At 62.5% G+C, this 23,403-nt stretch carries 24 protein-coding genes and 2 tRNA genes; 14 read left to right on the top strand and 12 right to left on the bottom strand.

The window, feature by feature from the left end; translation table 11 throughout:
- Positions 1-11: 11 nt before the first annotated feature.
- The 5 genes from VJS46_RS08655 to VJS46_RS08635 all read left to right on the top strand — a co-directional run bounded on the left by VJS46_RS08655 (position 12) and on the right by VJS46_RS08635 (position 3,489).
- Entirely contained in the window at positions 12-407 is a 396-nt protein-coding gene (locus tag VJS46_RS08655) for a YkvA family protein (protein WP_324059545.1), read from the top strand.
- A gap of 73 nt (positions 408-480) precedes the next feature.
- Positions 481-554 (top strand) — tRNA-Gly (locus VJS46_RS08650).
- Between the two features lie 177 nt (positions 555-731).
- Positions 732-1,310, top strand: a complete 579-nt coding sequence (locus VJS46_RS08645; protein WP_324059543.1) for a calcium-binding protein — start codon at positions 732-734, stop codon at positions 1,308-1,310.
- 104 nt (positions 1,311-1,414) lie between these two features.
- Positions 1,415-2,131, top strand: coding sequence for a response regulator (locus tag VJS46_RS08640; RefSeq protein ID WP_324059542.1), 717 nt, complete (start codon positions 1,415-1,417; stop codon positions 2,129-2,131).
- Positions 2,131-3,489 carry a sensor histidine kinase gene (locus VJS46_RS08635; protein ID WP_324059540.1) on the top strand — a complete coding sequence of 453 codons (1,359 nt, stop codon included), beginning with the start codon at positions 2,131-2,133 and terminating at the stop codon, positions 3,487-3,489. The genes VJS46_RS08640 and VJS46_RS08635 overlap by 1 nt, the downstream gene beginning before the upstream one ends.
- A gap of 147 nt (positions 3,490-3,636) precedes the next feature.
- Here VJS46_RS08635 and betI read toward each other — a convergent pair whose 3' ends face one another.
- Positions 3,637-4,245 (bottom strand): transcriptional regulator BetI, encoded by a 609-nt coding sequence (gene betI, locus VJS46_RS08630; protein WP_324059538.1) that lies wholly within the window; start codon positions 4,243-4,245, stop codon positions 3,637-3,639.
- Between the two features lie 151 nt (positions 4,246-4,396).
- Between betI and VJS46_RS08625 the strand changes: the two genes are divergently transcribed.
- On the top strand, positions 4,397-6,052 hold the full coding sequence (locus tag VJS46_RS08625) for an NAD(P)/FAD-dependent oxidoreductase (protein ID WP_324059536.1): 1,656 nt from the start codon (positions 4,397-4,399) through the stop codon (positions 6,050-6,052).
- On the opposite strand, the gene VJS46_RS08620 is transcribed toward VJS46_RS08625, so the two are convergent.
- Positions 6,006-6,344, bottom strand: a complete 339-nt coding sequence (locus VJS46_RS08620) for a DNA primase (RefSeq protein WP_324059534.1) — start codon at positions 6,342-6,344, stop codon at positions 6,006-6,008. The two genes, VJS46_RS08625 and VJS46_RS08620, sit on opposite strands and share 47 nt — an antisense overlap.
- Before the next feature lie 10 nt (positions 6,345-6,354).
- Positions 6,355-6,534, bottom strand: a complete 180-nt coding sequence (locus tag VJS46_RS08615; protein WP_324059532.1) for a hypothetical protein — start codon at positions 6,532-6,534, stop codon at positions 6,355-6,357.
- A gap of 201 nt (positions 6,535-6,735) precedes the next feature.
- On the opposite strand from VJS46_RS08615, the gene VJS46_RS08610 reads away from it, so the two are divergent.
- Together VJS46_RS08610 and VJS46_RS08605 are read left to right on the top strand one after the other, a co-directional pair.
- Entirely contained in the window at positions 6,736-6,966 is a 231-nt protein-coding gene (locus VJS46_RS08610; RefSeq protein WP_324059530.1) for a hypothetical protein, read from the top strand.
- 95 nt (positions 6,967-7,061) lie between these two features.
- Positions 7,062-7,847, top strand: coding sequence for a hypothetical protein (locus VJS46_RS08605; protein WP_324059527.1), 786 nt, complete (start codon positions 7,062-7,064; stop codon positions 7,845-7,847).
- Here VJS46_RS08605 and VJS46_RS08600 read toward each other — a convergent pair.
- The gene (locus VJS46_RS08600; protein WP_324059525.1) at positions 7,783-8,550 is read right to left on the bottom strand and encodes a hypothetical protein; all 768 of its coding nucleotides are present in this window, start codon (positions 8,548-8,550) and stop codon (positions 7,783-7,785) included. The genes VJS46_RS08605 and VJS46_RS08600 overlap by 65 nt on opposite strands.
- Here VJS46_RS08600 and VJS46_RS08595 point away from each other — a divergent pair.
- The 4 genes from VJS46_RS08595 (at position 8,535) to VJS46_RS08580 (ending at position 13,588) form a co-directional block, all read left to right on the top strand.
- Positions 8,535-8,615 (top strand) — tRNA-Leu (locus tag VJS46_RS08595). The genes VJS46_RS08600 and VJS46_RS08595 overlap by 16 nt on opposite strands.
- 67 nt (positions 8,616-8,682) lie before the next feature.
- Positions 8,683-9,291 carry a hypothetical protein gene (locus VJS46_RS08590; protein ID WP_324059523.1) on the top strand — a complete coding sequence of 203 codons (609 nt, stop codon included), beginning with the start codon at positions 8,683-8,685 and terminating at the stop codon, positions 9,289-9,291.
- Entirely contained in the window at positions 9,288-12,881 is a 3,594-nt protein-coding gene (locus tag VJS46_RS08585) for an error-prone DNA polymerase (protein ID WP_324059522.1), read from the top strand. The genes VJS46_RS08590 and VJS46_RS08585 overlap by 4 nt, the downstream gene beginning before the upstream one ends.
- A gap of 110 nt (positions 12,882-12,991) precedes the next feature.
- Positions 12,992-13,588 (top strand): isochorismatase family cysteine hydrolase, encoded by a 597-nt coding sequence (locus VJS46_RS08580; RefSeq protein ID WP_324059520.1) that lies wholly within the window; start codon positions 12,992-12,994, stop codon positions 13,586-13,588.
- Positions 13,589-13,590: 2 nt separating this feature from the next.
- Here the strand turns inward: VJS46_RS08580 and VJS46_RS08575 are convergent, their stop codons facing one another.
- From VJS46_RS08575 to rpmI, 6 genes are all read right to left on the bottom strand, one after another.
- Complete coding sequence (locus VJS46_RS08575) at positions 13,591-15,156, bottom strand: peptide chain release factor 3 (RefSeq protein ID WP_324059518.1); 1,566 nt, start codon at positions 15,154-15,156, stop codon at positions 13,591-13,593.
- A gap of 234 nt (positions 15,157-15,390) precedes the next feature.
- The gene (gene pheT / locus VJS46_RS08570; protein WP_324059516.1) at positions 15,391-17,772 is read right to left on the bottom strand and encodes a phenylalanine--tRNA ligase subunit beta; all 2,382 of its coding nucleotides are present in this window, start codon (positions 17,770-17,772) and stop codon (positions 15,391-15,393) included.
- Complete coding sequence (pheS, locus tag VJS46_RS08565; RefSeq protein ID WP_324059514.1) at positions 17,769-18,845, bottom strand: phenylalanine--tRNA ligase subunit alpha; 1,077 nt, start codon at positions 18,843-18,845, stop codon at positions 17,769-17,771. The genes pheT and pheS overlap by 4 nt, the downstream gene beginning before the upstream one ends.
- Positions 18,846-18,981: 136 nt before the next feature.
- A complete protein-coding gene (locus tag VJS46_RS08560; RefSeq protein WP_324059512.1) occupies positions 18,982-19,269 on the bottom strand; it encodes a GIY-YIG nuclease family protein in 288 nt (95 codons plus the stop codon).
- Positions 19,270-19,332: 63 nt separating this feature from the next.
- Positions 19,333-19,695: a 50S ribosomal protein L20 gene (rplT, locus tag VJS46_RS08555; RefSeq protein ID WP_324059510.1), complete on the bottom strand. Its 363-nt coding sequence runs from the start codon at positions 19,693-19,695 to the stop codon at positions 19,333-19,335.
- A gap of 18 nt (positions 19,696-19,713) precedes the next feature.
- Positions 19,714-19,917, bottom strand: coding sequence for a 50S ribosomal protein L35 (gene rpmI / locus VJS46_RS08550; protein WP_324059508.1), 204 nt, complete (start codon positions 19,915-19,917; stop codon positions 19,714-19,716).
- 201 nt (positions 19,918-20,118) lie between these two features.
- On the opposite strand from rpmI, the gene VJS46_RS08545 reads away from it, so the two are divergent.
- Positions 20,119-20,532 (top strand): VOC family protein, encoded by a 414-nt coding sequence (locus VJS46_RS08545; protein WP_324059506.1) that lies wholly within the window; start codon positions 20,119-20,121, stop codon positions 20,530-20,532.
- Positions 20,533-20,639: 107 nt separating this feature from the next.
- On the opposite strand, the gene hisN is transcribed toward VJS46_RS08545, so the two are convergent.
- Entirely contained in the window at positions 20,640-21,425 is a 786-nt protein-coding gene (gene hisN, locus VJS46_RS08540; protein WP_324059503.1) for a histidinol-phosphatase, read from the bottom strand.
- A gap of 4 nt (positions 21,426-21,429) precedes the next feature.
- The gene (locus tag VJS46_RS08535) at positions 21,430-22,365 is read right to left on the bottom strand and encodes a ribose-phosphate pyrophosphokinase (RefSeq protein ID WP_324059501.1); all 936 of its coding nucleotides are present in this window, start codon (positions 22,363-22,365) and stop codon (positions 21,430-21,432) included.
- A 268-nt stretch (positions 22,366-22,633) separates the two neighbouring features.
- On the opposite strand from VJS46_RS08535, the gene VJS46_RS08530 reads away from it, so the two are divergent.
- Positions 22,634-23,403 (top strand): nitrilase-related carbon-nitrogen hydrolase (locus VJS46_RS08530; protein WP_324059499.1); only part of this gene is annotated, 770 nt, incomplete at its 3' end.

The raw sequence follows: 23,403 nt of genomic DNA, 5'->3' as shown, positions 1-23,403 counted from the left end.
AAGGAGAAGCGATGGAAGGCAAACCCAAAGGCAGCGGCCTCAAGCGATTTATTCAAGGCGTGCGGGTGGATGCCCACGCCGTCTGGTTCGCCGTGCGTGATCCGCGCACGCCCCTGCCGGTGCGCATCTTCGGCGCGCTGGTCGCCGCCTGTGCGCTTTCGCCGATCGATCTCATTCCCGATTTCGTGCCGGTCCTGGGACTGATCGACGACCTTGTCATTCTGCCCATAGGCATATGGCTGTTCACGCAGCTTATCCCCAAGTCTCTCTGGGCGGAATATAAAAGAATGGCAGAGGCGGAGACCCATCGCCCGATGAGCCGCGCGGGCGCGGTCATGATCATCGCGATCTGGCTCGCCCTTGCCGCGCTGGTGGCGTTCATGGTGGCCAACTGGCAATTTTATTGAGCGCCTCAATCGGAAAGTTCCGGCGAGTTTAGGTTGACGAGTCGGTCCTTGTCGTGGCACTGGCGAACGCCTTGCGGGTATAGCTCAATGGTAGAGCACTAGCCTTCCAAGCTTGTGATGCGGGTTCGATCCCCGCTACCCGCTCCAACTCCCCTCTTCATTGCACCTGCCGACGGAACCATTTGCGCCTGATCGCGTCTCTCCGGCTGATACAATTTGCGACAATTTCGCTGTCCCGCTGACATATTTTCCCGACAAAGACGGGCCATAAGCGGATCAAGGCGGGACGGTTGGTCCGGCTGGGATCAATGATCAAGGACCTTTATGAAGAAGAGTTGGCTTATCACTTCCGCGCTGGGCGGGATGATTTTTGCGGGCGGCGTTGCGCTGGCCGCACCTCAGGGCAAGGCTATGCGCGCGGACGCCAATGCCGATGGCAATGTGACCAAGGCGGAGCTCACCGCGTCGCTCGAGAAGCGCTTTGCCGAACTCGACAAGAATGGTGACGGCAAGGTCACGCAGGAGGAGCGCGACGCCGCCCGTCAGGCGCGGTTCGACAAGCGTTTCGCCGAAATGGACAAGGACGGAAACGGCCAGATCAGCAAGGCCGAGATGCAGGCCGCGCATGAGGCTCGCAAGGAGCGGCGCGGCGACCATCATGGCATGGGCGGCCCCGGCCCCAAGCCTCATTGGGGCGGCGGCATGCACGGCGGCCGTGTGGCGATGATGGACGCGAACAAGGACGGCGTCCTGACCAAAGCCGAATTCATGGCCAAGCCACTGGAGATGTTCGAACGCGCCGATGCCAACAAGGACGGCACCGTGACCCAGGCTGAGCGGCAGGCCGTTCGCGACGCCATGAAGAAGCGCATGCAGGAAGGCACCAAGACACCTTCGAACTGATCTGTCCCCCCTCTCCCTTGGGATCGGTTCGAAACCGGAAGGGCGGAGGCTTCGATGCCTTTGCCCTTCCTTGTTTCGAGCGCGTATGACGGTAAGCTCGGTCCATGAACGACAAACCCCATTTACTGTTGGTAGATGACGAGCGCTCGATCCGGGAGCCGCTCGCCCAATATCTGTCACGCAATGGTTTCCGGGTATCGGCGGCCGCCAATGCCGCGGAAGCGCGGACCAGGCTTGCGGGAAATGCGATTGACCTGGTGGTGCTGGACATCATGATGCCGGGCGAGGATGGCCTCAGCCTCTGCCGCCATATCAGGGAGAATGGCGATCTGCCGGTGATTCTGCTCACCGCGAAATCGGAGGAGACGGACCGGATCATCGGCCTTGAAATGGGCGCCGACGATTATGTGCTGAAGCCCTTTTCGCCTCGCGAACTGGTGGCGCGGATCAAGGCGATTTTCCGGCGTGTGGCGGCGGGAGGCATTCGTCAGCATACCGATGGATCCAATTACAGTTTCGAAGGCTGGGTGCTGAAAACCGGCGAACGGACATTGGTGGATCAGGAGGGTGTGGCCGTGCCGCTCAGCACGGCTGAATATAATCTGATGCTCGCCTTTGCGACCCGGCCGAATCAGGTGCTGAGCCGCGATCAGTTGCTGGACATCACCCAGGGGCGTGAGGCGAATATCTTCGACCGGGCGATAGACAATCAGATCAGCCGCCTTCGCCGCAAGATCGAGCAGGATCCCAAGAACCCGCGCCTCATCAAGACTGTATGGGGCGGCGGCTACACGTTGGCCGCCGACGTGCGGAAGCTCTGATGAAGCTCCTGCGGCGGATCACGCCCTCCAGCCTTGCGGGCCAGATCATCCTTGTTGTCGCCATTGCCCTGTTCGTGGCGCAGGCGCTGAATTTCGCGCTGCTCTATCGCGAGCGGGAACGGCAATTACTGGCGATCGCGAGCGCTCCGGCGGCAGCCCGGATCCTCGATGCAATAGACCGGCGTGAAAGGTTTCCGGGTAGGACCGAGCGGATCAGTTGGTCGAGCGTGACGCCCGAGCTCACCGGGAAGCGCAGGCCCGACATCGAACGCCGGGCAAGAACGCTTCTCGAAGAAGCCGGAGCGAATATTCTGGCGATCCGGGCGGTGGAGCGGAAGCGGCCGTTCCGCAACCCGCGCTGGGCCGGTGAGGGGCACCGGCGCTTCATGCACGGCATGCCGCCTCCCCGCGATGCGCTTTTTCTTTCCGTACAGCTTGCGCCCGATCGCTGGGTGACGGCTGAGACGCGTTTGCCGCGTGGCGCTCCCCGCTTTGTCGGCTGGCTGATCGGTCAGACGCTGGTGCTCTATGTCATCGTGCTCGTGCCGCTGCTGTTCGTTGGACGGCGCATTGGAAGGCCGCTCAAGGACCTCACGCGGTCAGCCGAGCAGTTCGCGACCACGGGTGCTGCCGAACCGGTGCAGGAAAGGGGGCCCGGGGACGTCCGGCGTCTTACCACGGCCTTCAATGCCATGCGGGCGCGTTTGTTGGCGATGCTGACGGAAAAAGACCGGATGCTGGGCGCCATCGGCCACGATCTGCGCACGCCCCTCGCCTCGCTCCGGGTACGGGCGGAGTCGGTGGAGGATGAGGGCGAAAGAGCGCGCATGACCGAGACCATCCTGGAGATGAACCGCACGCTCGACGACATATTGTCCCTGGCGCGCGCGGGGCGGAGCATGGAGCCGGTTCAGCGGGTCGATCTGGCGGCGCTGGCCGATGCTGTTGTGGAGGACTTCATTGAGCTGGGCCGCAATGTCTCCTTGGCCGAAAGCGACCGTCTGGTCGTGTCGGTCAAGCCCCAGCTAATGAAGCGGGCGCTTCGGAACCTCATTGAAAATGCCCTCAAATATGGTGGCCATGCCCATGTCGAACTGCATCGGCATGCTGAGGACATCCATATTGATGTGACGGACGACGGGCCCGGCATGCCCGAGCATCGCATGGCGGAGATGATGGAGCCCTTCACGCGAATCGAGGAGTCGCGCAGCCGCGATACGGGCGGTGCAGGATTGGGGCTGGCGCTGGTCCGGGCGATCATGGCTGAGCATGGCGGGGAATTGCGTCTCTCCAACCGCCCGGAGAGGGGATTATGCGCAAAGCTGGTGCTGCCGAAAATGCCCGCAGATCAGGCTTAGACCATCTTTAGTTGGATTGCTTCGTCTCCGTTCGTCCCGAGCGCAGTCGAGGGACCTTGGTTCGCATGAACATGTCTCGACTTCGCTCGACACGAACGGAAATAGACGAGTGATTTCAACGCGGAGAATCCTGCTCCAGCACAATGTTCAGCCTAATTCCGGCTGGCCCAGCAGCGTGTCGACCCAGCGAATGGCGATCGCGCTTGCCTGATCGCCGGAAAGGGTCGAGGAATCGAGTGATAATTCCAGCCAGAGGCCATCTACCAAGGCCGTCAAGGCGATGGCGACCGGTCCCCTCTGCGCCGGGGGAAGGCCGCAATCCGCCAGCAACGCTTCCAGCTCGGCCCGGAATGCGGCATAGCTTTCCTTGTGGATCGCCGCGATTTCGGGATCGCTGCGGACCAGGCTCCAAAAGGCGATCCAAGTCGAAAGCACCGCCGGGTCCGCGATGGGGGAACGGAAATTGGCGGTGACATAGGCGATAAGACGCGCCCGCTTGTCTTCTCCGGCCTCGGCGACCGCCGCCGCGACGGTTTGAGCCATGCGGACCGTCGTGGCGCGATATGTCTCGGCGATCAGGGCATCAACGCCATCGAAATAATGGCGCAGCAATCCGGACGACACCCCAGCGCGCAGGCAGATTGCACGAACGGACGTGCCGCCCACCCCTTTTTCCGCAAGGCAGGCAGCGGTGGCGTCAATCATTGCCTGCCGCCGGAAATCAGCGGCTTCCCGGGAAAAGGAAGCTCTGTTCATCAGTGATAACCAAGCCCTGAACTCATGAACCTGGCCCTAACCCATATTGTGCATTTTTTCCAGTTGTTATACGCTCGTAAAACAGCTGGACGACCCATTTTGCGCGGCATTAGCGCGATCCATTCCATTACTCCAGCGCAATGGAACCGCAATGGCTCGCTCCCATGAAAATCCGGATGTTCTGATCGTCGGCGGCGGGCACAATGGTTTGGTATGTGCGTTCTACCTTGCTCGTGCCGGGCTCAAGATTTGCATCCTCGAACGCAGGCATGTGATTGGCGGCGCGGCCGTGACGGAGGAGTTTCATCCCGGCTTCCGCAACAGCACGGCAAGCTATACGGTCAGTCTGCTTCAGCCCAAGGTCATCCGGGACATGGCCCTTGCCGACCATGGCTATCGGGTGATCGAAAGGCCGATCGCCAATTTCCTGCCTTTGGGCGAAGGCAATTACCTCAAAATGGGCGGAGGGCTGGAGCGGACCCAGGCGGAGTTCCAGCGCTTTTCGATGCATGATGCGCAAGTGCTGCCCGCCTATCTGGATGCGCTCGAGACAGCGGCGGGGCTGCTGCGTGACATGGTCTTGCGGGCCCCGCCCAATGCAGGGGATGGATTGAGGGCCCTTGTCGAGGGAGCCTTGCAGGTGCGGCGGTTGCGCGGTCTGTCCCTTGCGGAACAGCGCGACCTGCTGGACCTTTTCACCAAGAGCGCGCGCGATTTTCTGGACGGCTGGTTTGAAAGCGAGCCGATCAAGGCGGCCTTTGGCTTTGATGCCATGGTCGGAAATTATGCCAGTCCCGACACGCCGGGCAGCGCCTATGTCATGCTGCATCACGTTTTTGGCGAGGTGAACGGGACCAAAGGCGCCTGGGGCCACTGCATCGGCGGAATGGGGACTCTGACGCAGGCGATGGCGAAGGCGTGCCGGACTGTGGGAGTGGACATCCGGCTCGAGGCGCCCGTGGAGCAGGTGCTGGTGGATGGCGGAGAGGTCGCAGGTGTCCGCCTACAGGACGGAAAGGAAATTGCAGCCTCGGCCGTGATCGCCAATGTCGGGCCCAAGCTGCTGTATGAGCGGCTGATGGAGCCGGATGACCTGCCCGCAGATTTCCGCCGCCGGATGAAGGGGTACAAGGCAGGGTCCGGCAGCTTTCGCATGAATGTGGCGCTTGCCGAACTGCCGCGTTTCACCTGCTTGCCGGAGCCGGGCGAGCACCACCGTTCGGGAATCATCATTGCCCCTTCGCTTGACTATATGGACCGCGCCTTCAACGATGCACGCTTATGGGGCTGGGCGAAGCGGCCCATCGTTGAGATGCTGATCCCCTCGACGGTCGATGACAGCCTGGCGCCAGCGGGTGCGCATGTGGCGAGCCTCTTCTGCCAGCATTTTGCCCCCGAACTGCCCGATGGCCGTGACTGGGACGCGGAAGAAGACAGGGCAGCGGATGCCGTGATCGATACGGTGGAGGAATATGCCCCCGGCTTTCGCGCTTTGATTCTGGGCCGGTCGGTGCTCTCACCCAAGGGCCTGGAGCGCACATTCGGCCTTTCGGGCGGTGATATCATGCATGGGCGCATGTCATTGGATCAGCTTTGGGCGGCGCGGCCAGTGCTCGGGCACGGCAATTATCGGGGACCGGTAAAGGGACTCTATATGTGCGGTGCGGGAACGCATCCAGGCGGCGGTGTCACAGGCGCGCCCGGCCACAATGCCGCTCAGGCGGTGCTTGCTGACCGGGGACTGTTCCGCCGCCTTCCGTTTATCGGCGGGGCTCGTCCTCGTCGGTCCAATCCTCCGGGTCGATGAAGGACTCGTCGGTATCTTCGACAATATCCAACTGATCCTCATCATCCTCTATTTCGTCATCGTCGGTCAGGTTGCCGTCGATATCGGGAGGAATGTCGGTCTGGATCGTGCCGTCGGTCGGGCCGCGTCCCTCAGCCTCAAGGATTTCGGCGCGTTGGGATTCGTCATAATCCTCATCCGGGGGAAGATCGGCAGGGCCCCGGTCCTTTTGCTGACCATAGCTATGGGTGGGAAGAATGCTGGGGTCTTCCTCATCGGGCCGGGGATCGGGCTTCTTGCCAATGTCGGACATGATTGTTCCTTCACACAATATAGGGAACCGGCGCGAACCAGGTGACGGCGGCGACCAGGACCACGATGAAGAGAGCAAGGACAACCGCAACCTGTTTGCTGAGCTTATTGCGCCGGCGCGCGGCATAGATGCCGCCCAGCAGTGCAGCGCCGATCAGCAGGCTGACGAGAAACGGCATCACTGCGAACATGAGCCGCAGGGTAGGGCGATGATGCCGGTGCTGCAGTATCACATGTTATGATTTTGCTGCCGCAACGGCCCGCGCCGCTGGCCGCATGGGCTCATTCCTTACCAACGCAGGTTAATCTGACGGACCCGCGCCCCTCGAAATGTGTTCTGTCTTTCCTGGCTTGGAGAGGAAGCGGATGCTTCCGGGTTCTGGAGTGATGAAATGAGTAAAGTCCTGGCTCAATTTTCCATCAGCCGTTCGCGTGATGGCTATGTCCTTCATCTGGAGGATGAGGATGGCGATACCTCGGATTTCGTAGCCACTTATGAACAGCTCGACCTGATCAGCGAAGCGGTCGAGGACCAGTTGAACACCGATGAGGAAGATGCGCTGGGCATCGATGAAGAGGAAGAAGATGAGGAGGATGAGGATGAGGACGACGAGGAGATGTGATGCTGGCTGGAAAGCATTACGGGGTTCATAATGACATATCCTTGACTCCCACCCCCCACCCCCTGTTATGAAGAACATAACAGGAACATTTTGCAATGGGTGAGTCGGGCATAAAGTTGGCAGCCTTGCGGCGCCAGGTCTCCGGGATCGAATTCCGGCAAGCTGAAGCTGCTGCGCGGTTCGCCACCGGCCATCCGGCTCTGGATGCAGCGCTGGGGGGTGGATTGGCTGAAGGGCGGCTGCACGAGCTGTTCGCTGCAAGCCCGGAGGATGCCGCCAGTGCGGCGGGGTTTGCCGCGATGCTGGCGCTTCGGGCACTTGAGCCGGGAAAAGCGCTGCTGTGGCTGCGGACCGATAATGCCGAGCGGAGGAGCGGCGGCTTTCATGCGCCCGGCTTTGCCGAACTTGGCGGCAATCCGGACGCCATACTGCTGGCGCTTGCGCCCGATGAGGTCACCTTGCTGCGCTGCGCGGCCGATGCGGCGCGCTGTGCGGGATTGGCTGTGGTGGTGGCCGAATGCTGGGGCAGCCCCCCTGCGCTCGATCTGACCGCGAGCAGGCGTTTGACGCTGGCGGCGGAGAAGTCCGGCGTCACGCTATTGCTGCTCCGGGTGGATGCGGAGGCTGCGCCTAGCGCGGCGGAGACGCGCTGGCAGGTCTCGGCCGCCCCTTCGCAGGCGCTGGAGGCCAATGCGCCTGGCCCTGTGGCCATGGACATCGAATTGCTGCGCCGCCGTGCTGGACCTGCCGGCATGCGCTGGCGCGTGGAGTGGGATCGTGACCAATGCAGCTTCCGGGAACCGGCGCTTTCTGGCGCTATGGTTCCCCTTCCTCTCGGCGGACCGGCTGCGGATTTGCCGCCGCTCCGCCGCACGGCCTGACGCCCCGCTCGCTTTTACCGAAAAGGTGAGGGGCGCGATGCGTCTGATGGCGGTGGACCAGGCGGCCTTGTCGCTGGGGCTCTCCCCCGGGCTGATGCTGGGCGATGCGCGCGCGCGCGTGCCGGACCTGGAGGTGGCGGAACATGACGCCCGCGCCGATCAGGAGTGGCTCGAACGGCTGCAATTGGGGTGCATACGCTATACGCCCACCGTGGCCCTGGATGCGCCCGACGGGCTGGTGCTCGACATTACGGGCTGCGCGCATCTTCTGGGTGGCGAGGCAGGCCTTGCCGGGGACATCGAGATGCGGATGGCGCGGCTTGGCATGAGCCTGCGTCATGCCCTTGCCGGGACGCCGGATGCAGCCTTGGCGCTGGCGCGGTTCCAGAGGGTGTCGGCTGCGGATGAGGCTCTGGCGGTCCGCCGCTTGCCGGTGGCGGCGCTCCGGCTGGAGGCGGAGAGCGAAACCGCCCTCAAGCGTGCGGGCCTGAAGACCGTTGGCGATGTCGCCAGCCGTCCCATCGCTGCCATTGCCGCTCGCTTTGGCGAGGAAGCCGCAACGGCGCTTCGGCGATTGACAGGGGAGGCGGAAAACCCGCTCATTCCCCGCCGCCCCCTTCCCCCCATCATCGCCGAACGCCGCTTTGCCGATCCGGTGGCAAAGACCGCCTATGCGCTTCAGGTGCTGGAAGAACTGGCCCATGCGGCAGGGCAGCAGCTTGAGGAGCGGAAGGAGGGCGGCCGCCGGTTCGAAGCGGTCTTCTTCCGTGCCGATGGTCTTGCGCGGCGGCTGAGCGTCGAGACGGGACTGCCCACGCGCGAGGCGGAAGCTGTGATGCGGCTGTTCCGGGAGCGGCTCGACAGCCTGTCCGATCCGCTCGATCCTGGTTTCGGCTTTGACATGATCCGTCTCTCTGTCCCGCGCAGCGAAGGGCTTGCTCCCGCCCAATTGAAGCTGGAAGGGGGCAGTGTCAGTGAGGCGGAAGTGGCGGCGCTGGTCGACCGCCTCAGCACCCGTCTCGGCCGCGCCCGGCTGAAGCGTTTCCGCCCGCGCGACAGTCATATCCCCGAACAGACGCAGCTTGCCCTGCCTGCCGCCGATGCCGCTGGGAAGCCGTCCTCGCAATGGCCGGTCTCGCCGCCGGGGGAACCGCCCATGCGTCCGCTCCACATGTTCGAACCGCCGCAGCAAATCGAGGTGTTGGCAGAGGTCCCGGATGGCCCGCCCCACCGCTTCCGCTGGCGGCGGACCTTTCATGAGATACGCCGCTTCGAGGGGCCGGAGCGGATCGCCCATGAATGGTGGCGGCAGGAAGAGGGGCTCACGCGGGATTATTACCGTGTCGAGGACGCGCATGGCCGCCGCTACTGGATTTTCCGGCATGGCCTTTACGGCAGCGAGGCGATGAATCCGCTTTGGTATCTGCACGGGGTGTTCGCATGAGGGGGGAGCGCAAATCCTCCCCGGCGGGAGAGGCCGCTCTGGATTCAGGAAGCACCCCTATTCCGTTTGCCCTGAGCCTGTCGAAGGGCTTTTCTTCCAGAAGGAGAGGGCTTCGACAAGCTCAGCCCGAACGGGAGGGAACCGGCAAGGATGCCGATTTTGCCGAACTCATCGCCGCAACCAATTTCTCCTTCCTGCGCGGCGCCTCGCATCCTTCCGACATGGTCGCGCGCGCGATGGAACTCGGCCTTGCCGGCATTGGCATAGCCGACCGCAACAGCGTCGCAGGGGTTGTGCGCGCCCATGTGGCCTTGCGGGAAGCTCAGGAGAAGGCGGAGAAGCCAGTCGATTTCAAATTGGCCGTGGGCGCGCGGCTCGTCTTTGCCGATGGGACCCCGGACATTGTCGCCTATCCTGAGACCCGTTTTGGCTGGGGACGGCTGACACGCTTGCTGACGGTGGGCAACCGGCGCGCGAAAAAGGGGGATTGCACCCTCTATCTCTCCGACTTGCTGGAATATTGCGAAGATCTGCTGCTGATCGTCCTTCCTTCGTCATTCCCGCAAAGGCGCGAGAAAAATGCGGAAGGAGTAACTTCGCTCCTCTCCCAGCTCACCGCCGCCCGTCCGGGCTCCGTCTGGATCGGGGCGAGCATGGCTCGATCCGGTTCCGACCGCCGCCGTCTTGCGGAGCTCATGCGCCTGGGAGCTGCCGCAGGGGTGCCGCTTCTTGCGGCCAATGAGGCGCTTTATGCCGCGCCTGAGCAGCGTCAACTGCACGACATAGTCACTTGCATCCGCGAGGGCGTGGCCATTGCGGATGCGGGCCGCCTGCTCGCCGCCAATGCCGAGCGGCACTTGAAATCGCCGCAGGAAATGGTGCGGCTGTTCCGCGACTGTCCCCAGGCGATCGGCGAAAGCCTGCGCCTCCTCTCGCGCATCCGCTTTTCGCTCGACGAGCTGCGCTACGAATATCCGCATGAGCCCGTGCCGGAGGGCTGGAGGCCGCAGGAGTGGCTGGAACATCTGGTGATGGAGGAGGCGCGCAAACGCCATCCTGATGGCCTGCCGGAAAAGCTGCTCAAGGTCCTGGATGAGGAATTCACCCTCATCCGCAAATGCAATTATGCCTATTATTTCCTGACGGTTCACGACATCGTCCGCTTCGCGCGCAGCCAGGAGCCGCCGATCCTGTGCCAGGGCCGGGGTTCGGCGGCCAATTCAACCGTCTGTTACCTGCTCGGCATCACCTCGATCGATCCGGTTGCAAACAACCTGCTCTTCTCCCGCTTCCTTTCCGAGGAGCGCCGCGAGCCGCCCGACATCGACGTCGATTTCGAACATGAGCGGCGGGAGGAGGTCATGCAATATGTCTATCGCCGCTATGGCCGCCATCGCGCTGCAATTGCGGCGACAGTCATCCATTACCGCTCGCGCAGCACGGTGCGGGAAGTCGGAAAGGCATTGGGTCTTAGCGAGGATGTGACGGCCCGCCTCGCCGGGACCGCCTGGGGCAGCTATGCGAGCGATATGCCGGAAAAACGCTTTACGGAAGCGGGCTTTGATCCCGGCAATCCGGAAATGATGCGGCTGCACCGGTTGGTGGGCGAACTGCTGCAATTCCCCCGCCACCTGTCGCAGCATGTCGGCGGTTTCGTGCTGACCGAGGACCGGCTGGACGAGACCGTACCCATCCATAATGCGGCGATGGAGGACCGTACCTTCATTGAATGGGACAAGGACGATATCGACGCGCTTGGCCTCATGAAGGTCGATGTGCTGGCGCTTGGCATGCTGACCTGCATCCGCAAGAGTTTTGAACTTATCGCCAACCTTCCCCCGTCATTCCCGCGAAAGCGGGCACCCAACTCGCCCCAATCCTTAACATTGAACCAAAAGGATGGATGGGTCCCCACTTTCGCGGGGATGACGGATCAGGAAGACGAAATTCCCCAAGCCCTCACCCTCGCCAATGTCCCTCCCGAGGACCCCCTCGTCTATGACATGCTTTGCGAGGGCGACAGCATCGGCGTCTTCCAGGTCGAAAGCCGGGCGCAGATCAACATGCTGCCGCGCCTCCGGCCCCGGAAATTCTATGACCTGGTCATCCAGGTGGCGATCGTTCGTCCAGGTCCCATCGAAGGCGACATGGTGCATCCCTATTTGCGGCGCCGGAGCGGGAAGGAGGCGGTGGTCTTTCCTTCGCCCGCGCCGCCGCACAATGCCAATGAGCTGGTGGAGGTCCTCGGACGCACCAAGGGCGTTCCGCTGTTCCAGGAACAGGCGATGAAGCTCGCGATTGTCGCTGCCGAATTCACGCCCGATGAAGCCAATGGCCTCCGCCGCGCCATGGCGACCTTCCGCAATCTTGGAAAGATGCACATCTACAAGGACAAGCTCATCAGCGGCATGACGGCGCGGGGCTATGAACGCGATTTCGCCGAGCGCTGCTTCAAGCAGATCGAAGGATTCGGCAGCTATGGCTTTCCTGAAAGCCATGCCCAGTCCTTTGCCAAGCTGGTCTATGTCTCGGCCTGGATCAAATGCCACCATCCGGCGGTCTTTGCCTGCGCGCTGCTCAATTCCCAGCCCATGGGCTTCTATGCTCCGGCGCAGATCGTCCGCGACGCACGCGAGCATGGCGTGGAGGTGCGAGCGGCGGATATCAATACGAGCTTCTGGGACAATGGGTTGGAGGCTGCAGGCACCCAACCCAAAAAACCGTCATTCCCGCGAAAGCGGGAACCCAATTTGTCTCCAGAAAGAGAATACTCCCCCGCCCTCCGCTTGGGTTTCCGCCAAGTCGACGGGTTCCGTGAGGATTGGGCCAAGGCGCTGGTGGCGGCGCGGGAGGAAGGGCCGTTCGACAGCATGGAAGCACTGGCCCGTCGCGCGAGGCTCCCGGCGCGTGCCTTGCGGCTGCTTGCCGATGCCGATGCCTGCCGCTCCATTGGTCTTGATCGCCGGCAGGCCCTGTGGGAGGTGCGGCGTATGCCCGATGGCGAGCTGCCCCTGTTCGTCGCGGCTGAGGCGCGGGAACTGGCTGAAGAGGCGGACACCAATCTTCCCGCCATGCCGCTTTCCGAACATGTCGTAACAGATTATCAAACGACGCGCCTGTCGCTGAAAGGACATCCCATGGCCTTCCTCCGTCCGCTCTTCCGGGCGGAAGGGATATTGAGCTGTGCAGAGACAAGCGCCGCCAAAAATGGCGCGCGGGTGAGGACGGCGGGCGTGGTGCTGGTCCGCCAGCGGCCGGGCAAGGGCAATGCCATTTTTGCCACGATCGAGGATGAGACGGGAATCACCAACATCCTCATCTGGGCACGGCTTTTCGAACGCTACCGCCGCCCCGTCATGGCCTCTCGCCTGATGCTGGTGGAGGGAGAGGTGCAGCGCAGCGAAGAGGGGGTCGTTCACCTGATGGCCGCGCGCATCATTGACCGCACTGCCGAACTCGACCGGCTTTCGGAGGATCGCCAGCCGCATATCGAACTATCGCGCGCCGACATTTTCACCCACCCCCTCTACCCCCGGGCGGCGCATCCGAGAGATGTCAGGATATTGCCGAAATCCCGGGATTTTCAGTGAACGCCGCTGCAGGGGCAAAAGGCTCGGCTTTGCCGGGTGGAACATCAAACCCCTATCCGTGTTTCCCCGCAGGCATAGCAGTGGGTCGCTCCGCTGATCATGAGGGACCCGTGGCAGACATCGAACTGAAGAAAAAGGCGCCTGGCGCCACCGCGCTGCTCATCGTCGACATGATCAATGACCTGCAATTCACCGAAGGCCCGTCCATGGCGGCGCCGGGGCTGGTGGCGGCGAACATCATTGCAAAGCTTCGAACCGCGGCGACCAAATGCGGAGTGCCGGTGGTTTATGTGAACGACAATTACGGCCTCTGGCATGGCGACACCACCGCCATCGTCGAATATTGCCTGCGCCCTGAAAGCCGCGGCAAGGAGATCGTCCGCAAGCTCCGTCCCCGCAAGCGCTACTATTTCGTCGTGAAACCCCATTTTTCGGGCTTTTATGCAACCAACCTGCCGGTCTTGCTGCCACGGCTGGGGGTAAGCCGCCTGGTCCTCACCGGGATTGCGGCGGACATCTGCCTGCTTTTCACGGCCGCCGATGCCCATATGCGGCAATATGATCTCTGGGTGCCCTCGGATGCCACGGCTGGCGTCACCCCAGAGCGGAAGGGCTGGGTAATCGATATCGTGGAGCACAGCATGGAGGCCGAAACCGCCCCGTCAAGCGCGCTCAGCCTGAGCGAGTGGCTCCGCCGGGCGGACTGATGCTATCTTTCCCGCGTCGCGCTGAACCGGATGTCGGGATTGCGGTCCTGCACATAACCCACGTCCCAGGCGCTTTTCGCCAGATATACGGGGTTGCCGTCCCGGTCCTTCGCCAGATTGGAGCGGTTGATGTCGGCAAAGCTCTTCATTGCGGCCTCGCTCCCGCCGATCCAGCGGGCGGTATCGAAGGGCGACATTTCGAGCGCAGCATCCACCTTATATTCAGCCTCCAGGCGGGAAAGGAGCACATCGAGCTGAAGCTGCCCCACCACGCCGATGATCCAGGCGGACCCGATCTCAGGGTAGAAGACCTGAATCACGCCTTCTTCCGATAGGTCGTCCAGCGCCTTCCTCAACTGCTTGGTCTTGGTCGGGTCCTTGAGCGCCACGCGGCGCAAAATTTCGGGCGCGAAATTGGGAAGGCCGGTGAAGCGCACATCGGCCTTTTCGCTCAGCGTATCGCCGACCCGAAGCGTGCCGTGATTGGGAATGCCGATGATATCGCCGGGATAAGCCTCGTCCGCCAGCTCGCGATTCTGCGCGAAGAACAGGATCGGGCTATGCACCGCAATCGGCTTGCCATGGCCGCTCGGCGTCAGCTTCATGCCTCGCCGGAACGTGCCCGAGCAAAGCCGCATGAAGGCGATGCGGTCGCGATGCTGCGGGTCCATATTGGCCTGCACCTTGAAGATGAAGCCCGTCACATCGTTCCGCTCCGGATCGACTGCCGCTGGCTCGGCCGGCTGAGGACGGGGCGGGGGGGCATGTTCGCCGAGCGCCTGGATCAGCTCGGTCACGCCGAACTGCTTGAGCGCCGATCCGAAATAAACCGGCGTGAGGTCGCCATGGCGATAGGCCGCCGCATCGAACTCCGCATAGCCCGCCTGCGCGAGCTCCGCCTCCTCGCGAAGCCGCTCCAGACCCTCAGATGAGAGCGTTTCCGCCAATTTTGGGTCGTCCAGGCCGGTGAAGGCGCTTGTCCTCCCCTCGAACTGACGGCTGTCACCCGTCGGTTGCATCAGCCGATTGGCATAAAGATCGTAAATCCCCTCGAACTGCCCGCCCATGCCCGCCGGCCAGCTCATCGGACAGACATCGAGCGCCAGCATGTCCGCAATCTCGTCCAGCAGGGCAAAGGGATCGCGTCCCTCGCGGTCCACCTTGTTGACGAAGGTGATGATCGGGACCGACCGCAGGCGGCAGACCTCGAACAGTTTGCGGGTTTGCGGCTCAATGCCCTTGGCGGCGTCGATCACCATCACCGCGCTGTCGACGGCAGTGAGGGTGCGATAGGTGTCCTCCGAGAAGTCCTCGTGTCCCGGCGTGTCGAGCAGGTTGAAGGTAAGGCCATCCTTCTCGAACGTCATGACCGACGAGGTGACGGAAATGCCGCGCTGCTGCTCGATCTTCATCCAGTCGGACCGCGCGCGCCGGTTCGCCCCGCGCGCCTTGACTTCGCCCGCAAGGTGAATCGCGCCGCCTTCCAGCAGCAGCTTTTCGGTAAGCGTGGTCTTCCCCGCGTCGGGGTGCGAGATGATCGCGAAGGTACGGCGGGTAAGAATGGTCATGCTCTCGGCTCTTTTCAATTCTATTCGTCATCCCGGCGAAGGCGGGGATCCAGCTTCCGGCGTTCCGTCTAGAGCGCGCTGCGTTTAATCTGACGCGGGCGGGCGCTCTAATTCTTTGTTGTCGCATCGTTTTTCGCGCAAAACCGGTTCCCACTTTTGCGCACGATGCTCTAGGGCATAGGTCAGGAGATGGATTCCCGCTTTCGTGGGAATGACGAAATCCTGCTTGGCTTCTCAACCCCGTAACGTACCGCCGAGCTTCTCCGCAGCCTTCACGATTGCGGCACTGATCACGCTCAGTTCCTCTTCCGTGAAGCTTTTCTCGCCCGGCTGCAGCGTCACTTCGATCGCAAGGGATTTCTGCCCTTCCGGCACGCCTTGGCCGGCAAAGACATCGAACAGCCGCGCGTCCACGATCGCCTTCTTGTCGGCACTGCGCGCGGCGCGGACGAGTTGCTCCGCTTCCAGACCTTCGGGCACCAGGAACGCGAAGTCACGCTTCACCGCCTGCAATGCGGGCGGGGCATAGAGTGCGCGCATGAAGCCGATCCGGCGCTTGGCCGGAATGGCATCAAGGAAGATCTCGGCGGCCACGGCGCTACCCGGCAGATCGAACTGCTTCACCATCTTGGGATGCAGCACGCCATATTCGGCCAGCACATTCTTTGGCCCCAAACGCAGCGTCCCCGACTGCCCGGGATGATAGGCGGCGCTTGCTTCGCCCATCATCTGGAGATTTTCGACCGGCGCACCAGCCGCGGCGAGCAGCGCCACGACTTCCGCCTTGATGTCGAAAGCGTCGAAGGGGCTTGCCTTGCCGCCCTTCCAGTTGCGGGGCGTCTTGTCGCCGGCGAGCACAATGCCCACGGTGGCGCGCTCGCCATCCGAAAAGTAGCGCCGCCCAACTTCGAACAGGCGGACGGAGGACGCGCTGCGATCGGCATTGCGCTGCGTCGCCGAAAGCAGGCCGGGGAGCAGCGAAGGCCGCATGACCTTCATTTCCTCGGAAATCGGATTGGCCAGCGTCCAATCGCCCCCACCCACGGAGGCGGCTTCCTTCTCCGAGATGAAGGACCAGTTCACCGCCTCATTGAGCCCGCGCGCAGCGGCGGCGCGGCGGACGCGGCGCTCCATCAACTGCTGCGGCGTGGCCGTTGGCCTTGCGACACCCGGCACGCGGGGCAAGGGGATGGAAGGCACCTTTTCGATGCCGTAGATGCGGACGACTTCCTCGACGATGTCCGCGCTGCCCTCGACGTCACGACGCCATGAGGGGACGGAGATGGCCCATTTCTCAGCGCCTTCCATTACAAAGCCCAGCTTCTCGAGGATCGCCCGCTGCATGTCGCGGCTGACCTCTACGCCAGCGAGCGACAGGACCGCGGCTGGATCAAAGGCGATGCTGCGCACTTCAAGCGGCGGTTCGCCAGCATAGGTCGCCTCGGTCGCAGTTCCGCCGCACAGGTTGAGTACCATCTGCGTCGCGATGGAGAGGCCATCATCGAGAAATGCAGGATCGACCCCGCGCTCGAAACGGCTGCGCGCATCGGAGGTGAGGGCCAGCTTCTGTCCCGTTCGCGCAATAGCTTCCGGGGTGAAATAGGCGCATTCGATCAGGACATCGGCCGTGCCCTCCTGCGCGCCCGAATGCTCGCCGCCCATGATGCCGCCAATGTCGTGCACCGCTTCTGTGTCGGCGATGACCGTCATGCCCTCTTCAAGGCGATAGGTTTTGCTGTTGAGAGCCAGCACTTCCTCGCCCGCCTTCGCCTTGCGTGCGACAAGGCCGCCTTTGAGGTTCGCCATGTCATAGACGTGCAGCGGACGGCCAAGATCGATCATGATGTAATTGGTGATGTCCACCAGCGCTGAGATCGGCTTTTGCCCAATGGCTTTGAGCCGCTTCTGCAGCCATTCGGGCGACGGGCCGTTTTTCACGCCCTTGACCGAACGGGCATAGAAGGCCGGACACCCTGCAAGATCATCCGTGCGGACATCGGGTCCCTGGCCTTCACCCTTGATGGCGGGCACGTCGAGTGGCTTCAAGGAGCCCAGTCCTACCGCTGCCAGATCGCGCGCAATGCCGCGCACGCCCATGCAATCCTGCCGGTTGGGGGTGATTGCCACTTCAATCACGGGATCATTGAGGCCCGCCCATTCGGCATAGACCTCCCCCACTGGGGCGTCGGCGGGAAGCTCGATGATGCCGTCATGATCCTCGCCCAGCTCCAGCTCGCGAGTGGAACACATCATGCCGTTCGATTCGACGCCCCTGATCGCAGCAACCTTCAGCGTAATGCCGCTCCCCGGCACATAGGCGCCCGGCATGCCGAACACGCCCACCAGTCCTTCGCGGGCATTGGGCGCGCCGCAGACGACCTGCAGCGGGCCCCCAGGAATATCGGCACCAGCGTCCACGGAGAGCACCTGCAGCTTGTCCGCCTGCGGATGCGGCGCGGCGCTCAGCACGCGCGCAATGCGGAACGCACCCAGCTTCTCGGCAGGATTTTCGACGTCCTCGACCTCGATGCCGAGGGCGTTGAGCTTTTGAAGGATCTGCTCCAGCGTTGCGCCGGTTTCCAGATGCTCTTTCAGCCAGGACAGGGTGAATTTCATGCGCCCACTCCCCCCGAAAGCGTGGGTACATCGAGCGACGAAAAGCCATAATGGCGCAGCCAGCGCAGATCGCCGTCGAAGAAAGCGCGCAAGTCGTTCATCCCATATTTGAGCATCGCCAGCCGGTCGACGCCGGTGCCGAAGGCAAAGCCCTGCCATTCCTCAGGATCAAGGCCGCAGGCGCGGATGACATTGGGATGAACCATGCCGGACCCCAGCACCTCCATCCAGCCTTCCGAGCCGCCAATGACGCGCTGGCCCTTTTCGACGCTGTAGCCGACATCTACCTCGACCGACGGCTCGGTGAAGGGGAAATAGCTGGGGCGCAGGCGCAGAACGATGTCGTCGCGCTCGAAAAAGGCCTTGAGGAAGGTCTCCAGTGTCCATTTGAGATGGCCAAGATTGATCCCCCGGTCGATCACCAGACCCTCGATCTGGTGGAACATCGGGGTGTGCGTCGCATCGCTGTCCGACCGGTAGACGCGGCCCGGCGCGATGATGCGGATCGGCGGCTCCTGCGACGTCATGGTGCGGATCTGCACCGGCGAGGTATGCGTGCGCAGCAGCATCCTGTGCCCGTTGCGCTCGTCCGGGAAATAGAAGGTGTCGTGCATCGCCCGCGCCGGATGCGTCTCCGGGATGTTGAGCGCACTAAAATTATGCCAGTCGTCCTCGATCTCCGGCCCCGTGGCGACGGAAAAGCCAAGATCGGCGAAGATCTCCGCCAGTTCGTCCATCACCTGGCTCACCGGATGCACCGATCCTTGCGGCTCGGGCAGCACCGGAAGGGTCATGTCGAGCTTTTCAGATGCCAGTCGCGCCTCCAGCAGCGCGCTTTCCAACGCCTCCTTCCTTGCAGCGATGGCGGCGGTGACACTTTCGCGGAGATCGTGGATTCTGGGCCCTTCGACCAACCGCTCCTCAGGGCTCATCTTTCCCAGCGTCTTGAGCAGCGCGGTGATTTCCCCCTGCTTGCCCAGCGCATGCACGCGAATGGCCTCAACGGAGTCGAGGGTGGCGGCAGCATCGACCTGGCTGAGGAGATGGGTCTTGAGGTTGTTTAAGTCTGTCATATATGTTCGTCATTCCCACTTTCTCGTCATCCCCGCGAAAGCGGGGACCCATCTACCCGCAATCTCCAACATTGAACCTGAGGAGAAATGGGTTCCCGCTTTCGCGGGAATGACGATCAGGATTTAGCCGCTGGCCTTAATCTGGAAGCCTCGGGAATCCAAGTCCGATTGCCACATCGCTCCAATGCGGATTGCGCTCTTCGAGCAGTTCGATTTTCCACGGGCGGTTCCATTTCCTGATCCGCTTTTCGCGTAAGATCGCATTCTCCATGGTCCCATGAATTTCGTACCACATCAGGCGATTATCGCCATATTCGCGGGTGAAACCGGGGACGGATGTTCGAATGCGCTTCAGAAGGTTGGACGTGACGCCGACATATAAAGTGCCGTTGCGCTTGCTGGCGTGACGAATAAAGATCGGCACCCCCAAGAAAAAAGGTGCCGAAGCATCGCCCCGGCACCCTTGATCTCTTTGCCTTGTCGCGTGTTACGCGTTCGGCAGGGCTGCCTGCGCCTGTGCGACAATGGCCTTGAAGGCGTCGCCTTCGTGCATCGCGATGTCGGCCAGGACCTTGCGGTCGAGATCCACGCCGGCGAGCTTCAGGCCGTGCATGAACTGGCCGTAGGTCAGGCCTTCCATGCGAACGGCGGCGTTGATGCGCTGGATCCACAGGGCGCGGAAGCTCCGCTTCTTTACCTTGCGGTCGCGATAGGCGTACTGGCCGGCCTTTTCGACGGCCTGACGGGCGATGCGGATGGTGTTCTTGCGGCGGCCATAATAGCCCTTCGCCTGATCCAAAATCCGCTTGTGCTTGGCGCGGGTGGTAACACCCCTCTTTATGCGTGCCATATCTCTCTAGTCCTTCTCTTACTTCAGGCCGTAGGGAGCCCACAGGCGGATGTGCGCGACGTCGGCGTCGGACAGCACTTCGGTGCCGCGGTTCTGGCGGATGTACTTGGCGTTGTGGCTGATCAGGCGGTGGCGCTTGCCGGCGACACCATGCTTGACCTTGCCGGTGGCGGTGAATTTGAAGCGCTTCTTCACACCGCTCTTGGTCTTGAGCTTGGGCATTTTTGTCTCCTTTGTCAGTTCGACGATTGTAGACGGCCACGGCAGCCCATGATCGGCCGGGCAGTCCCTCATGAATCGTGGAAAGGCGCGCCTATAGGGCGGAACTGGCGGCAAGGCAAGCATCGTTCATCGCTTTGCGCTGGCTTCGCTTGCGCGCGCGCGTAAACTCTGCCGGGAGTCGACCCATTGAAGGAGAGGAAAATGGCCGAGACGCAGGCAACCGTTCTGCCCGGCGTAATCCCGCATTTGACGATTCGCGACCGGCGCGGGACCGAAGCGATCGATTTCTATGTCCGCGCTTTTGGCGCGCAGGAATCCCGCCGGCATTTCGCTGACGACGGCGTAAGGCTGATGCACGCCCAATTGCAGATCAATGGCGGCTCGTTGATGTTGAACGATGATTTTCCTGAATATTCCGGCGAGGAAAGCGCCCCGCCGGCGAGTGTTACGCTCCATCTGCAGGTGGACGACGCCGACCGGTGGTGGGCACGGGCGACAGAAGCGGGCGCGCAGGTCCGGATGCCGCTGGACAACCAGTTCTGGGGCGATCGCTATGGGCAACTGGTCGATCCATTCGGCCATGTCTGGTCGATCGGCGGGCCGTTGAAGGGGTAGATCATCAGACCCGTTGGGGCTGAGCCTGTCGAAGCCCTTTACTTTCCTGGAGGAGCCAAGCCGTTCGTCAGGCTCCGGGCAAACACGCTACTCAAGGGTGAAGAGCTTCAGTGCCCTTCATGCCCATGGGCAAGCGCCTCCAATATGTCGTCCATCCGGGCGATGTCGCCCATGGCGACGACATCGCCCTTGCTGTCCCGGTCGAGCGGATTGCCCTGCCAATCGCACATATGCCCGTCCGCTCCTTCGACGACGGGGACCAGGGCGGCAATGTCATAGAGCTTCAGGCCCGCTTCAGCGACGATGTCGACATGGCCGGTGGCGAGCAGCGCGTAATTGTAGCAGTCGCCACCCCAGACGGCATCGCGGCACTGGCCAGCCAGGATCGAGAAATGCTCGCCAGTGCAGCCGGGGAAATATTGGGGACCGGTGCTGGCCAGGATTGCCTGGTCGAGTGCGCGGCAAGGCCGGGTCCGGATCGGCTGGCCGTTGAGCGTCGTCGCGTCTCCGGTCCGGCCGATCCATCGTTCCCGTGAGATTGGCTGGTCGATGAGGCCCAGAACCGGCCAGCCTTCCTGCATCAGCGCGACCAGCGTTCCGAAAATGGGCCGGCCCGCAATGAAGCTGCGCGTTCCGTCAATGGGATCCAGGACCCAGACATGAGCTGCGTCCTCGCGCACATTGCCATATTCCTCGCCAATGATGCCGTCCTGCGGCCGCTCCTTTTCCAGGATGGAGCGCATCGCCGCTTCGGCGGCGCGGTCCGCCTGCGTCACCGGCGACAGATCGCCTTTTGTCTCGATGTCGAAGCGGGCGCGAAAAAAGGGCCGGATTGCGTCGCCTGCCGCATCGGCAAGACGCTGAGCGAGTTGCAGGTCGTCGCGCGACGCCATCGCCTCAGTCGAACAAGCTGGAGACGGAGCTTTCGTCCGCGATGCGCTTGATCGCTTCGCCCAGGAGCGGCGCGATGGGCAAATGGCGGATGCTGTCCGAGTCGCGAACGGCGTCGGTGGCGAGGATGGAATCGGTGATCACCAGTTCCTGCAGTTCCGATGCATTCACGCGGGCGACAGCCCCGCCGGAGAGCACGCCGTGGGTCACATAGGCAACGACCTCCTCAGCCCCGGCCTTCTTGAGCGCGGCTGCCGCATTGCAGAGCGTGCCGGCCGAATCGACAATATCGTCGATGAGGATGCAGAAGCGGCCCTTCACGTCGCCGATGATGTTCATGACTTCCGATTCGCCTGCGCGCTCGCGGCGCTTGTCGACAATGGCGAGCGGGGCGTTGTCGAGCCGCTTGGCAAGGGCGCGGGCGCGCACCACGCCGCCCACGTCCGGGGAGACCACCATGATGTTCTTGTCGCCGAAACGCGCCTGAATGTCGGCGGACATGACGGGCGCGCCGTAGAGATTGTCCGTCGGAATATCGAAGAAACCCTGGATCTGTCCTGCGTGCAGATCCACGGACAACACCCGGCTTGCGCCCGCAACGGTGATGAGGTTCGCGACCAGCTTGGCGGAAATCGGCGTCCGGGGGCCGGGTTTCCGATCCTGCCGCGCATAACCGAAATAGGGGAGCACGGCCGTGATGCGCTTGGCCGACGCACGCTTGAGCGCATCGACCATGATCAGCAATTCCATCAGATTGTCGTTCGCGGGATAGCTGGTCGACTGAATGACGAAAATGTCTTCGCCGCGGACATTCTCATGGATCTCGACGAAAATCTCCTCATCAGCGAAGCGGCGGACGCTGGCGTCGATCAGGGGCAGCTCGATATAGTCGGCAATCGCCTGCGCTAGCGGGAGGTTGGAATTCCCCGACATCAATTTCATGGTCTGCACCCCGTGACAACTATGTGACGCTGATAATCGGCGCCCCTGTAGACTCCAAATGCATTTTGGGAAAGGGGCTGTTGAATGAGGGGGGACGGGGTGGTTGAAGGAACCGGTTTGCTACCGTTCCCGTTTGCCCTGAGCCTGTCGAAGGGTTGAAGGGAAGGATTGGGCTTCGACGGGCTCAGCCCGAACGGCATAGGGCGATTGGGCGGATAGCCCACAACCCATTTCCAAGCCGTGCCAAAATGTTTTACGGACCGCAGCCATGAACGATCGACCCGCCGACATTCTCACCATCGCCCTGGCGCAGATCACCCAGTCGGTGGGCGATCTCAGGGGCAATGCCGATGCGATGCTGCTCTGGCGGGAAAGGACGCGCGAGGCCGACCTCATCGTCTATCCCGAATTGCAGTTGATCGGCTATCCGCCCGAGGATCTGGTGCTGAAGCCGGCCTTCATCGAACGGGCCGGGGAGGAACTGTTGCGCCTTGCCGAGGCCACAGCCGATGGCGGCCCGGCCATGCTGGTCGGCACGGTGATTGCGGCCCAGGGAGTGCTGTTCAATGTCGTGGCGCTCCTCGACGGCGGAGAGATTGTGGCCGTCCGCCAGAAGCGGGAGCTGCCCAATTACGGAACCTTCGATGAAAAGCGCCTGTTCGCGCCTGGCCCGCTGCCGGAGCCGGTCGAGTTCCGGGGCGTGAAGCTGGGCCTGCCGATCTGCGAGGACATCTGGTTTCCCTTCGTCTGCGCCCATCTCAAGGAACGCGGGGCGGAAATCCTGATCAGCCCGAATGGCAGCCCCTATGAGGTAAACAAGGATCAGCACCGCATCGACGCCATTTCCGGCGCACGGGTACGGGAGACAGGCCTGCCCATCGTCTATCTCAATCGCGTTGGCGGTCAGGATGAGCTGGTTTTCGACGGCGCCTCCTTCGTGCTCTCGGCTGAATCCAAGCTCTTGCACCGCCTCCCCGAGTGGGATGAAGCGCTGGCGCTGACCCGCTGGACCAGGGGAGAGGCGGGCTGGACATGTGC

Source organism: Rhizorhapis sp., assembly GCF_035276005.1.
Taxonomy (GTDB): Bacteria; Pseudomonadota; Alphaproteobacteria; order Sphingomonadales; family Sphingomonadaceae; genus Rhizorhapis.
Note: the sequence above shows the minus strand (reverse complement) of the source record. Positions and strands in the feature narration are given on the sequence as shown.